General features: G+C 69.0%; 10 protein-coding genes and 2 pseudogenes. 6 read left to right on the forward strand and 6 right to left on the reverse strand.

Annotation, left to right across the window (positions count from 1 at the left end; genetic code table 11):
- Nucleotides 1-113 precede the first annotated feature (113 nt).
- The 4 genes from AB0I23_RS26090 to AB0I23_RS26105 all read right to left on the reverse strand — a co-directional run bounded on the left by AB0I23_RS26090 (nt 114) and on the right by AB0I23_RS26105 (nt 4001).
- Nucleotides 114-704: a malonic semialdehyde reductase gene (locus AB0I23_RS26090; protein WP_359112910.1), complete on the reverse strand. Its 591-nt coding sequence runs from the start codon at nt 702-704 to the stop codon at nt 114-116.
- 192 nt (nt 705-896) lie between these two features.
- Nucleotides 897-1154, reverse strand: coding sequence for an exodeoxyribonuclease VII small subunit (locus tag AB0I23_RS26095; protein WP_359112750.1), 258 nt, complete (start codon nt 1152-1154; stop codon nt 897-899).
- Nucleotides 1155-1220: 66 nt separating this feature from the next.
- Nucleotides 1221-2432, reverse strand: coding sequence for an exodeoxyribonuclease VII large subunit (gene xseA, locus AB0I23_RS26100; protein WP_359112753.1), 1212 nt, complete (start codon nt 2430-2432; stop codon nt 1221-1223).
- 222 nt (nt 2433-2654) lie between these two features.
- Nucleotides 2655-4001 carry an APC family permease gene (locus tag AB0I23_RS26105; RefSeq protein WP_359112756.1) on the reverse strand — a complete coding sequence of 449 codons (1347 nt, stop codon included), beginning with the start codon at nt 3999-4001 and terminating at the stop codon, nt 2655-2657.
- 115 nt (nt 4002-4116) lie between these two features.
- Here AB0I23_RS26105 and AB0I23_RS26110 point away from each other — a divergent pair, with 115 nt between their 5' ends.
- Both AB0I23_RS26110 and ppgK read left to right on the forward strand, forming a co-directional pair.
- Complete coding sequence (locus AB0I23_RS26110) at nt 4117-5142, forward strand: 4-hydroxy-3-methylbut-2-enyl diphosphate reductase (RefSeq protein WP_436846999.1); 1026 nt, start codon at nt 4117-4119, stop codon at nt 5140-5142.
- 170 nt (nt 5143-5312) lie between these two features.
- Entirely contained in the window at nt 5313-6050 is a 738-nt protein-coding gene (ppgK, locus tag AB0I23_RS26115; RefSeq protein WP_359112761.1) for a polyphosphate--glucose phosphotransferase, read from the forward strand.
- An 8-nt stretch (nt 6051-6058) separates the two neighbouring features.
- Here the strand turns inward: ppgK and AB0I23_RS26120 are convergent, their stop codons facing one another.
- A complete protein-coding gene (locus tag AB0I23_RS26120; RefSeq protein ID WP_037688711.1) occupies nt 6059-6649 on the reverse strand; it encodes a DUF6542 domain-containing protein in 591 nt (196 codons plus the stop codon).
- 431 nt (nt 6650-7080) lie between these two features.
- Here AB0I23_RS26120 and AB0I23_RS26125 point away from each other — a divergent pair.
- Together AB0I23_RS26125 and AB0I23_RS26130 are read left to right on the forward strand one after the other, a co-directional pair.
- Nucleotides 7081-7800 (forward strand): annotated as a pseudogene (locus tag AB0I23_RS26125) (phosphotransferase family protein); the annotation flags it as partial.
- Between the two features lie 44 nt (nt 7801-7844).
- The gene (locus tag AB0I23_RS26130; RefSeq protein WP_359112763.1) at nt 7845-10232 is read left to right on the forward strand and encodes a hypothetical protein; all 2388 of its coding nucleotides are present in this window, start codon (nt 7845-7847) and stop codon (nt 10230-10232) included.
- A 25-nt stretch (nt 10233-10257) separates the two neighbouring features.
- Here AB0I23_RS26130 and AB0I23_RS26140 read toward each other — a convergent pair whose 3' ends face one another.
- Nucleotides 10258-10764, reverse strand: a complete 507-nt coding sequence (locus AB0I23_RS26140) for a DUF6545 domain-containing protein (RefSeq protein ID WP_436847000.1) — start codon at nt 10762-10764, stop codon at nt 10258-10260.
- A 71-nt stretch (nt 10765-10835) separates the two neighbouring features.
- Here AB0I23_RS26140 and AB0I23_RS26145 point away from each other — a divergent pair, with 71 nt between their 5' ends.
- On the forward strand, nt 10836-11483 hold the full coding sequence (locus AB0I23_RS26145) for a hypothetical protein (RefSeq protein WP_359112764.1): 648 nt from the start codon (nt 10836-10838) through the stop codon (nt 11481-11483).
- Between the two features lie 18 nt (nt 11484-11501).
- Nucleotides 11502-12170 (forward strand): annotated as a pseudogene (locus tag AB0I23_RS26150) (transposase family protein); the annotation flags it as partial.
- Between the last annotated feature and the right edge of the window lie 6 nt (nt 12171-12176).

Here is a 12176-nt window from a genome sequence, read left to right on the forward strand (position 1 = left end):
GTCCGCGGCCGCTCCCAGGTCTCCGTGCGCGGTGTGCGCCCGCGATCCCGGCCCTACGGGGACGGGCCGCGGAGCACGTGCTCCGCGGCCCTTCCCCGTACGGCCGGACTGCCTCAGACGGTCGTGATGACCTCGTCGTAGGCGAGACGCGGCAGACGCGGGAACCAGGCGTCCTCGCCCGGCTTGCCGATGTTGACGACCATCAGCAGGCTGTGGTCGCCGTCCAGGAACTCCTTCTCGATGCCCGAGGCGTCGAAGCCGGTCATCGGGCCGGCGGCCAGGCCGGCGGCGCGGACGCCGATGATGAAGTACGCGGCCTGCAGGGCGGCGTTCAGCGCGGCGGACGACTCGCGGACCGGGCGCTCGGAGAAGAACGCGTCCTTGGCCTGCGGGAAGTGCGGCATCAGGGCCGGGAGCTCCTCGTGGAACTCGTTGTCGGCGGCCAGGATCGCGACCAGCGGGGCGGTGGAGGTCTTCGGCTGGTTGCCCTCGGCCATGTGCTTCACGAGGCGCGCGCGGGCGTCGTCGGAGCGGACCAGGACGACGCGCAGCGGCGACTGGTTGAAGGCGGTGGGGCCGTACTTGACCAGGTCGTAGATCGCCTGGATCTGCTCCTCGGAGACCGGCTCGTCGGTGAAGGTGTTGGCGGTGCGGGCCTCGCGGAAGAGGAGGTCCTGGGCAGCGGGGTCAAGGGCGAGGGACATCTCGGTCATTACCTTCCGAACGAACAGCGGATCAAGCGATACGGCGACCGTAACCGAGAGGTAGGTTAACTTTCAACTAAAACCTGACCTGAGTGATCCACTCCACAAACGTGTGCGAAGTGCACCCGGCCGCCCCGACTTCTGACGAGGCGCACAACCACCGGGCGCGCCGGATCTATTCCGGGACCGGGCTCAGCCCGCGTCGCCCTGCTCGTCCGGCTGGTCCTTCCCGGGCTGGGCGAGCACCTCGTCCAGCCGGGCCCGCGCACCCTGCAGCCAGTGCCGGCACACCCGGGCCAGCTCCTCACCGCGCTCCCACAGCGCGAGGGACTCCTCCAGCGTCGTGCCGCCCGCCTCCAGGCGTCGCACGACCTCGATCAGCTCGTCCCGCGCCTGCTCGTACCCGAGCGTGTCCGTGGCGGCAGGTGCCGTTGTCGCGTCGTCCGTCATGTGAGCCACCCTATGTGTGAGGTACGACAACCAGGTCCGAGCCGAAACGGCGCCGCAGTGTGTACGTCACTCGGCCACCCGCACGGTGAACTCGCCCTCCGACACCCGCGCCCGCAGCTCGTCGCCCGGCGCCCCGGCGTCCGCGGGGGAGCGGACCACATGACCGTCCGGCCGCTGCAGCACCGCGTAGCCGCGCTCCAGCGTCGCCGCGGGCGACAGCGCGACCACCCGCGCCCGGGTGTGCGCGAGCTCCGAGTCCGCCCGGTCCAGGAGATGGCCCAGCACCCGGCGGCTCCGCCCGGTCAGCGCGTCGATCTCCGCCGCACGCTCGTCCACCATCCGCTGCGGCTGCTGCATGGAGGGCCGGCCGAGCGCATGGGCCAGTCCCCGCTCCTCCCGGTCGAGCAGCCCCCGTACGGTCCGCAGCGCCCGGTCCCGCAGCTGCTGCACCCGGTCCAGTTCCTCGCCCACGTCCGGCACGACCTTCTTCGCCGCGTCCGTCGGCGTGGACGCCCGTAGATCCGCGACCAGGTCGAGCAGCGGGGAGTCCGGTTCGTGCCCGATCGCGGACACCACCGGCTTGCGGCACCCGGCGACCGTACGGATGAGCTGCTCGTCCGAGAACGGCAGCAGATCCTCCACACTGCCGCCGCCGCGCGCCACGATGATCACGTCGACATCCGGCAGGTCGTCCAGCTCCTTCACCGCCTGGACCACCTGGTTCACCGCGTGCACGCCCTGCACCGCGGTGTTGCGCACCTCGAAACGGACCGCGGGCCAGCGCCGCCGCGCGTTCTCCAGGACATCGCGCTCTGCCGCCGACGCCCGACCGCAGACCAGACCGATCAGTTGCGGCAGGAACGGCAGCGGCTTCTTCCGGTCCAGGGCGAAGAGGCCCTCCGCGGCCAGGGACTTCTTCAGCTGCTCCAGCCGGACCAGCAGTTCACCGATGCCGACCGGCCGTATCTCCGTGGCCCGCAGGGACAGCTGGCCGCGGGGCGCGTACCACTCGGGCTTGGCGAGGACGACGACCCGCGCACCCTCCGTCACCACATCCGCGATCCGGTCGAAGACCTGACGGAAGCAGGTCACGCTCACGGAGATGTCGTGCGACGGGTCGCGCAGCGTCAGGAACACCACCCCGGCACCCGGCCGCCGCGACAGCTGCGTGATCTGCCCCTCGACCCAGACGGCACCGAGCCGGTCGATCCATCCCCCGATCAGCCGTGACACCTCGCCGACGGGCAGCGGAGCTTCCGCGGACGTATTGAGAGCCATGCGAGCGAGCGTATCCGCCACCACGGACAACGAGGCAGCCCGACGACACGCGAGAGACCCCTCAAGGCCTCCCCACGACAAGGAGTGGGCTCCCGACGCCCTGCGACTCGGCCTGCGGCGTTGTCGTCAGTCACCGACGCTCCGCGCCGAATCCCTCCTCCGCCTTGCCGCCGAAGCCGCACGACGTCGCTCGCCGAACCACTTCCTGTCGTGGGGAGGCCGTTATGCAGCCGGGCGCCGCCCCCACTGCAACGCCAGTACCACCATCCCCACCGCCAGCCAGAAGACCCCCACCGCCTGCGCACTCGCCGTCGCCGCCGCGATCACCGCGATCAGCACCCCCGCACCCACCACCGGCACCAGCACGTGCCGCCACCAGCTGGGCGGCCCGTCCATCCGGCGTACGGCGAACCAGCCGATCACCGACGCGTGCAGCAGGACGAACGCCGTCAGCGCACCGATGTCGACCACCGACACCAGACGGTCGAGGCCGTCGGCGCGCCGGGCCGCCCAGACCGCTGCCACCAGCGTCACCGCCGCGGCGATCAGGATCGCGACTCGTGGTACTCCGGACCGCGGGTCGACCCGGGCCAGCATCGAGGGCAGCCGCTGCTCCCTGGCCATGGCGAAGAGCAGCCGCCCTGCCGCCGCCTGCCCGGCCAGCGCCGCGAACGCCGCCCCGATCGCCTTGCTGACCGCCACCAGGTCGTGCAGCCATGTGCCCACCGCGAAGTCGACCGTGTCGTAGAACGCCGACCCCTGCCTGGCCGGTTCGGCGGCCAGCTCCGCCGACGTCATCGGCTCCAGCAGCGCCGCCAGATAGCCCTGCGCCACGAACAGCAGCCCCGCGAGCACCAGACAGAACAGCACCGCCCGCGCCACCTTCTCCGAGCCACCGGTGACCTCTTCCGCGAACGAGGCGATGGCGTCGAAGCCCAGATACGAGAGCACGGCCACCGACACCGCACCCAGCACCGCCGTCGTCGAGAAGCCGGCGTCCCCGGTGAACGGTGTCCACCAGCCGCGTTGCGCCCCGTCCCGAACGAGAACGACCACCGCCGACACCAGGAACACCGCCAGCACCGCGATCTCCATCGCGAGCACCGCGAAGCCGACCCGGGCGGCAGCCCGCACTCCCCACAGGTTGAGCAGCGTGGTGACGACCACCGCCAGCGCCGTCCAGACCCACCGCGACACCGACGGCACCAGCGAGTTCATCGCGATCCCGGAGAAGAGATAGGCGACCGCCGGAATCAGCAGATAGTCCAGCATCGCCATCCACCCGGCGATGAACCCGGGCCCTTCCCCGAGCCCCTTGCGCGCATACGTGAAGACCGAACCGGCCAGCGGGGCGACCCGCACCATCTGGGCGTAACTGAAGGCGGTGAACGCCATGACGACGGTCGCCGCGACGTACACGAGCGCGACCGCGCCGCCCGATTTCGCGTCGAGCGTGCCGAAGATGCCGACGGGAGCCATGGGCGCGATGAACAGCAGCCCGTACACCACCAGATCCCGGAACCCGAGCGTCCGCCGAAGTCCTGCCCTGTCCGTGCTGCTGCCGGCCATGAGCCCTCCGTGGATCGCGCGGACAGGGTCGCGTACGGGGCGCACGGGGCGTACGTCGCGTATCGGCAAGTCTCCCGACCCGGCCGATCCCGCGCCTGTTCGGTACGGCCTTACGATGGGACGCATGACTGCTACGCCCAGCCCGTCACCCGCCACCGACCCGAGTGCGGGCACCTCGCGCCGCGTCCTGCTCGCCGCGCCCCGTGGCTACTGCGCCGGCGTGGACCGTGCCGTGATCGCCGTCGAGAAGGCCCTGGAGCAGTACGGGGCCCCGATCTACGTCCGCCACGAGATCGTGCACAACAAGTACGTCGTGCAGACGCTGGAGAAGAAGGGCGCGATCTTCGTCGACGTCACCGCGGAGGTCCCCGAGGGCTCCATCGTGATGTTCTCCGCGCACGGTGTCGCACCGACCGTCCACGCCGAGGCCGCCGAGCGCAGGCTCGCCACGATCGACGCGACGTGCCCGCTGGTGACCAAGGTCCACAAGGAAGCGGTCCGGTTCGCCAAGGAGGACTACGACATCCTCCTGATCGGCCACGAGGGCCACGAGGAAGTCATCGGCACGAGCGGCGAGGCACCCGACCACATCACCCTGGTCGACGGCCCCGAGGACGTCGCCCATGTCTCCGTACGCGACGAGTCGAAGGTCGTCTGGCTCTCCCAGACCACGCTCTCGGTCGACGAGACGATGGAGACGGTGGACGCGCTGAAGGAGAAGTTCCCGCAGCTGCTCTCGCCGCCGAGCGACGACATCTGCTACGCCACGCAGAACCGTCAGATCGCGGTGAAGAAGCTGGCCGAGGACGCCGAGCTGGTCATCGTCGTCGGTTCCAAGAACTCCTCGAACTCGATCCGTATGGTCGAGGTCGCCCTCGACGCGGGCGCCCCCGCCGCCCATCTGGTGGACTTCGCGCACGAGATCGACGAGGCCTGGCTGGAGGGCGTCACCACGGTCGGCCTCACGTCCGGCGCCTCCGTCCCCGACGTGCTGGTCGACGGCGTGCTGGAGTGGCTGGCCGAGCGTGGCTACGCGGACGTGGAGACGGTGAAGACGGCCGACGAGTCGATCATCTTCTCGCTGCCCAAGGAGCTCCGCCGGGACCTGCGCGCAGAGGCTGAGGCACTCTCCGCGAAGTAAGAGGCCGCGCACATGGGTGGGGCGGCGTCCAACCCGCGCACGTGGGTGGGGCGGCGTCCAACCCGCACACATAGGTGGGGCGGCGTCCAACCCGCGCATCACCCCCGGGGTGCGGGCCCGTGCCCCGGGAAGTGGGGCGCGGCGCGGCGCGGGACCGTACCGTGGGTCGCATGCAGATCTTCGGCGTGGACATCGGCGGATCCGGGATCAAGGGTGCTCCCGTGGACCTGGACCGCGGAGACCTGGCGCAGGAGCGCCACAAAGTACTGACACCGCACCCGGCCACGCCCAGGGACGTGGCCGACTGCGTGGCCGAGGTGGTCGGCCACTTCGACTGGTCGGGACCGGTCGGCATCACCTTCCCGGGCGTGGTCACCAGCGGTGTCACCCGCACAGCGGCCAATGTCGACAAGGGCTGGATCGACACCGATGCCCGCGCCCTTCTCGGCGACAAGCTGAGCCTTCCGGTGACCGTCCTCAACGACGCCGACGCGGCGGGAATCGCCGAGATGACGTTCGGCGCCGGGCGCGGCCGCAAGGGGACCGTGATCATGCTGACGTTCGGTACGGGGATCGGCAGCGCTGTCTTCATTGACGGGCAGCTCGTGCCCAACACCGAGCTCGGCCATCTGGAGCTGAACGGACACGACGCCGAGAAGCACGCCTCCACGAAGGCCAAGGAGGACGAGGACCTGAGCTGGCACCACTGGGCGCACCGGGTGCAGACGTACCTGACCCATGTGGAGATGCTGTTCTCGCCCGAACTCTTCATCATCGGCGGTGGGGTCAGCCGCAAGGCGGACAAGTTCCTGCCGCTGATCAACCACGTTCGGGCCGAGATGATCCCCGCGGAGCTGCAGAACAACGCGGGCATCGTCGGTGCGGCCATGGCCGCGGCGGGCAGCTGACCGGGGAGCTACCCCTTCGTACGCCGGCTGGGCCGCGCCGCCCGCGCGGCCAGCAGCATCCGCCGCCGGCGCTGCCGCATCAGCCGGACCTTGCGCACGGTGGCGATGAGCCCCGCGATGAGCGTGCCGCCGTACAGCCAGCCGGCGTGGACCGCGAGCGCGGTGACGACCGCCATCGTCTGCCCGCCGAAGCCGCCCGTGCCTCCGGCGATCGGAATCACACCGACGGCGAACGCGATCGGCACGCTGATCGGCGCGGTCACCAGATCAGCGGGCCGCACCCACAGTGCGGTCAGCGCACTGACCGGCAGGAACAGCACCCCGTACACCACTGACGAACCGTCGAACAGCAGCCAGTCGAGGCACGCCAGCGAGAACATGACGGCGGCGGCGAACAACCCGGCACCGATACCGGTGAGCCGAGGACTGGGCAGTCGGCGCAGTGCGAGCACGGCGGGCGGCACCGGGCGTCCCCGCGGGCCGGGCGAGCTCACAGTCCGGTAGACGGTGGCGGCCTCGTCGAGGGTGCCCTGCGGGGACTGCGGGGGCTGCTGCGACGACTGCTTGTGCCGAGGGGGACGTGTTCTGTGCTGCTCCACCGGGACAACGTAGGTCGCGAAGCGGGAGGACAGAGGCGTTGGACACGCCCTTTGGGTGACCTTGGCGGTGAGTTCGATGCCACATGGCCGAACGGGAACCGGACCGGTCCCGGGCAGGACCTGTGACTACCCGCTTGCCCCCGCCCGTAAACTGGAGAATCGGCCCATCCATCCTTACTTCAGGAAGTCGCCAACGTGTCGCTCACGATCGGGACGGTGAGCCTTAGGCGCAAACTTGAGCCGCTGTCTGCCCCGGCGTCGAGCGGATTGGACAGTGCTCGCGGAGGAAGCCTTCCAGCTCGGCCATGTCCAGGTCGTGCATTGTGCGCCCGGGAAGGAAGACGGCCGGGCGGCCCATCTGCCGCGCCGCGTCAGCTGCGGCGTAGTGGCCCCCTTGCTCCGGGGCGAGGCACGAGAGCGCCGTCGCCCAACTCCTGGCACAGCTCCACTCCTTGCCCATGCCAGACATAGAGCTGGGGTATCTCGATCCCTTCGTCCGGGTCGGAGAACGGCTGCAAGCGGCCACCACGATCCGCGACGACGACAGAGAGTGGCTGCACGGACTCCACCGCGACCTCGCAGAGGCCTGGGCCGAGCGGCCGGCCGGTCTCCCCGACCGGGCTGTGCACGGCGACGCCTGGCCCGGCAACTTCGTCCGCACGGCCGACGGGGTCCTGATGATGGACCTGGAGCGCTTCTCCGTGGGGCCTCCGGAGTGGGATCTCGTATCCACCGCAGTGCGCGCGAAGACCACGGGCGCAGTCACCGCGCGCGAGTACGACCACTTCTGTGTGATCTACATGTCCGCGACCGCACCCGAACCTCCGTCCAGATGGTCGCCCGCTGCCGCTCGGCTCGTCGGTGACGGCGTCGACGACGCGCATCTCGGAAAAGGCATGGGGAGGCCGGCGGAACCGACCTTGTCCAGGGTGCGCTCCACGGCCAGGTGGGTGGCGAACGGGGCGGTCTCGTTCAGCCCCCACGCCTGCTGGAGCAGGACGCCGCCCCGCGACTCGGCCCCACGATTCAATCGGCCAAAGTGGATCCGCGTTCAGACGCCCCCGACAGTCAGGCGGCACTCTGCCCGCGAGGGTGCCCCTGCTGCTGGCGCTGTTGCCCGGGGCGTAAGGTGCATCCACGGCTTTTCGTGACGCGCCCGGTCCCTGACCGCTTCCGGGCGTTGGGGGGACTGTAGGTGACACTGATCGACACCCGGCTCGTTCAGACCGCGGTGATGGGAGGACCAGACTCTGACCGGCCCGTCATCCTTCCCGAGGAGCCGCACAACCTGGACGAATTCCGCCGCCAGTTCGGGACCAACGACTTCTGGTGCGGCACGCTTCTCGGTGGCTGTGGGGAGAACCTACGGAGCAAGAGGTACGAGACGAAGGTCTGCCACTTCGCCCACAACCGGGACCACTCCGGAAGACGGACCTGCGGCCGGACCTCCGGCAGCGTGGATAGTGCCGACCATCTGTTCGTCAAGTCTCATGTCACCCGATGGCTGGCGGACCAAGGACACGCTGTCCGAGGTGAGTTGCGCAGCTTCGGACACTGTCCGGGTGACGCCGTCGAGTTCTCGCTGCGTGCCACGCGGCAGCATCTCCGGTTCGAGTTGCACCCGGAGGACTACCGGAGCTGGCGCGAGGCCGCGGACAGCCTGAGCGCCAAGGAACAGCACATCGAGTGGGTCTTCGGGCGGGACGGAGCGCCCCTGCAGGACACGCTGGCCCGTCAGGGTTATGCGCTGCGGGCGCGATGCGTCACCGAAGGCAACGAGCGACGCGTTCTCATCGGCACCATGACGGCCAAGGAGCCCCTGGTCTGGGATTCCCTGGACGACTGCCTGATGACCAGCAGCGGCCTCCTGACGCCTGCCCTGGACGAACTGCGCGCCAAGGGAATCGTCCGTGAGGGCGGCAGCCGTAACGCGCCACTCCCCGGCATCCTCTCCTTGCGTGGCGCCGAGCTTGTGTTCGCGGTGGACACAGAGGCCGCGCCCACAGCGCAGTCGCCCTTCGCCGCGACCGGACGACACCTGGTGCCCGGATTCGTCAAGCCGGCGGGGAGCCGGATCGTCCGGGCGCATCTCTCCTTGCCCGAAGGCGTCCCGGCTCCTGTGGAGCAGTATGTCTACCGGCTGTCCGGCGCGGTGCGGCTGCTGGTCACGGAACCTGGCGAGGGAGCCGGTTCGTCGTGGGCGGTCCGCGCCGACGGCCTCGTCAAGCTCAACAGTCTGGAGGCGGAACGCACCGGCCTGTGGCGTCCCAGCGTTGCTGTCGACGCACCCCTTCCCAAGGCGTCTCGCGCACCGGCCACCCGTAAGCCGAGTGCGGGCGAGATACGCAGGCGGAGCGAGATAGCGGCCGAGCTCCGCACGGCGTTGACAGAGGTGGCGGCTCGCGGCAAGACGATCACGTGGAGCAGGCTTGCCGAGCGGGTCGGCCGCGCTCTCATCCACCTGCCGGATACCAGACGGCAGGCGTTGTTGGTCGAAGTGGACAAGCCGCTGAGCCCGGACCGTCCGCTGCTGTGCGTCCTGGTGGTCACACACCTCGGACACCCGCTGCCCTACCTGAGCGACATCCTCCGCTCACTCGGGGCCGATGTCCCGGCCTCGGAGACCGCTATGAAGCGGTGGAGACAGGCTGAGATCAAGAAAGCGCACGGGGCATACGGACGCCGGACGACGCCTATATCGGTCACGCCAGTGAAGCCAGCGGTCAAGGAGCAGCCGACGTCGTCGCCACCACCGCAGGGGGACCTCCTCACGGCGCGGAACAAGCTTTCGGAGATGCGGGAGAAGCTGAAGCAGGCGGCTGCCACGCGGGACCGGACGAAAGGGAGCCGCGCCCAGCGCCTGGCGCAGGCGATCCGACAGGGCGAGGCCCACGTCCAGCTGCATCAGGACGCCTGCGGCCAGAAGAACAGCCTCCGTAAGTGGCTAATGCAGGGGGACCGTGTTCTGGACGAACTCGATCGCCTGATCGGTCGCCCGATCGGACCTCCGGCATCCGGCAGCGGGCAGCTCGCCGACCGTGGCCCGGCGAGCAGATCGGCGTCTGTGCCGCAGACGACAGCAGTGGAGCGCCGGGAGACGGGGGTGCGCGAGCAGCAACCTGCGGAGCGTCAACGCCCAGCTTCGGTTGGGGGGAACGTCGTGGCACGGAATGCGTCTTCTCCGCAGAGTAGGAGCGGCACGAAGGAGTCGCAGGCGCCTGAGCGACTTTCCGAGGAAACCGTACAGAAGTTGGCTGACGTGGCCCGCGAGGTGCTCGCAGACGTGGCCCGTAGCGGCGGCGGACTACTGACCTGGGGAGATCTCCGTCTGCGCATGGGCGGGGCATTGCCTCACCTTCACCCCGATGACCAGGGCGAGTTGCTTGTGGCCCTGGACTGGCAGACACCGGCGGACGAGCCGTTGCTGTCCATACTGATCACCAGCACGGACGCCTCGCTGCACTGGCTGTACCGCCACGTCCGCCACAACCTCGGTCGTGACCGTGTCCCGGACGCGGAGCTTGAGGCTCACTGGACGACCGAAGTGCTGCGCTTGCGGCAAGTCTGGCGCCATCGGCGGTGAGCGGCCCTGCCCATCGGATACGCGGTCAAGAGTCGCCTGGATCGTGGAACGCCGCTGGTGTGATCCCGGCTGGGGAATCGCGTCGTGGGACGACGTGATTGAGGAGACTCTCCGCTACGCCGCGCCCGTCAGCCACCTGCCCCTTCGGTACGCCGTCGAGGACATCCAAGTCCTGAGTGGCGCGGGAGCGGTAAGCGGTGCTGAGGGTGGTGAGGGCGCGGATCTCGGTAGCGAGGTCGCGGCCGCCGCTGGCGGGGGGCATGGGCTCGCCGGAGCCAGTGGCCGCGCCGCGGAGCCGTTCCTCGCGGGCGACGGCGAGCCAGCAGGCCTTGGCGGTCATGTCGGCGTGGGCGCCGATGAAGCCGAGGGAGGTGGCGTGGTCGTAGGCGCGCCCGCGCAGTTCCGCCGGTGCGTGGTCGGCGAGAGTGAGGACCGAGTCACGGATCTCGATGGTGCGCCGGTATAGCCGGTCGTGCGTACGCAGTGGGTTGGTCGCCGACTTCCGCGAGAGTGTCGATAATGCCGTGTTCACGGGGCCCCCTCTTCCGCTCACGGAATCAACACATATGATCCTCCAGCTACGGACCATGGGGGTGCATCTACATGCAAACGATCATTAAGAGCTTCGGTCGAAAGCGTCTGGTGATCTTCTTTGTCTGCGTGGTCGTGGTGCTGGCCGGCATCGTCGGTTGGGCCACGGTTGGAGGTGACGACGGGCCGCCAGGGTGCGCTAGGGCCATGGCCGAGGAGAGTAGGGCCGACCTCGAAGAAGTCGTCGACTGCTCGGCCAGGGTGGCGGAGTGGTGTCACGAGCAGCACCCTGAGGACACGTCCGGCTGCACGAAGGCTGTCGTGGATGATGGGGATGACCGGAACGTGGGCAAGAACCCGAAGCCCGCACGCGATGCCACGGCTGCCCCGTCTGACAAGTCCACCCTGTCGCCCATGCAGCAGGCGTTCGAGGACAACAGGAGGGCCCTGTATGACTGGTACGAGATGGGCCTGGATCCCCTGGGGATCTCCATAACGAAGATGGAGCTGAAGTCGGACGGCTACGTGTACATCACGACCGACCAGCCGTCGACCGACCACGATCACGACGCCGGGTTGGACTCCTTCAGCTCGTACCACCAGGACGACTTCGAGACGACGCTGAAACACATGATCGAGCTGAAGGGGGTCAAGGGCATTAAGACCTTCTACTCGGACGGCAAGGCGATCCAGCCGCCGGACCTCTCGTCCGTGAACTGAAGCGGGTTTCAGTGAGCCCTTTCCAATCAACTCACGGCCCAGCAGAAGGAGATCGGGACGAGGCGGCGCCGCCTGCCGGTCGACCGTCAGGCCCTGGCGCACCTGCGGTGCGGTGATACGTACGCTCAGCCCGCCGCAGGGTTCGGCATCGGAATCGCGACGGTGTTCCGTTACATACGCGAGGGCGTCGAGGTGCTGGCCGCACTATCCCGACCCTGGCCGAGGCGATGGACAGCATCCGGACGAAGGCGTTCGTCATCCTCTTCCCATCGACCGCATCGCCACCGACACCCCGTACTACTCGGGGAAACATAAGCGCCACGGTATGAACGTCCAGGTCTTGACCGACCCCTTCGGTCGGCTGCTGTGGGCCTTGCCCGCGCTGCCCGGAGCCACCCATGATCTGACCGCCGGGATTGTCGAAGACTTCGCCGCCGCTGGACTGAAGTGCTGGGCGGACAAGGCGTACCATGGTGCGGCCACCTCGTCCAAGTGTTCTTCCGGGGCCGCCACCTTAAGGGATGGAAGCGACGCCACAACAGCACCCACGCCATAATCCGGTGCCTCGGCGAGCGGGCCATGGCCACCCTCAAGTGCTGGCGACTCCTGCGCAAGCTCCGCTGCAGCACCAACCGGATCGCCGGCATCGTGAAGGCAGTGCTCGTCCTTCGCCACGCCTCAACCTGAGGTTGG

The sequence above is a fragment of the Streptomyces atratus genome, assembly GCF_040655115.1.
GTDB lineage: Bacteria > Actinomycetota > Actinomycetes > Streptomycetales > Streptomycetaceae > Streptomyces > Streptomyces atratus_D.

Bases quoted from the DNA above. Each gene is read 5' to 3' on its own strand.
- AB0I23_RS26090 (WP_359112910.1), bottom strand. From the start codon at position 704: ATGTCCCTCGCCCTTGACCCCGCTGCCCAGGACCTCCTCTTCCGCGAG.
- AB0I23_RS26105 (WP_359112756.1), bottom strand. From the start codon at position 4,001: ATGGCCGGCAGCAGCACGGACAGGGCAGGACTTCGGCGGACGCTCGGG.
- ppgK (WP_359112761.1), top strand. From the start codon at position 5,313: ATGCAGATCTTCGGCGTGGACATCGGCGGATCCGGGATCAAGGGTGCT.
- xseA (WP_359112753.1), bottom strand. From the start codon at position 2,432: ATGGCTCTCAATACGTCCGCGGAAGCTCCGCTGCCCGTCGGCGAGGTG.
- AB0I23_RS26095 (WP_359112750.1), bottom strand. From the start codon at position 1,154: ATGACGGACGACGCGACAACGGCACCTGCCGCCACGGACACGCTCGGG.
- AB0I23_RS26145 (WP_359112764.1), top strand. From the start codon at position 10,836: ATGCAAACGATCATTAAGAGCTTCGGTCGAAAGCGTCTGGTGATCTTC.
- AB0I23_RS26110 (WP_436846999.1), top strand. From the start codon at position 4,117: ATGGGACGCATGACTGCTACGCCCAGCCCGTCACCCGCCACCGACCCG.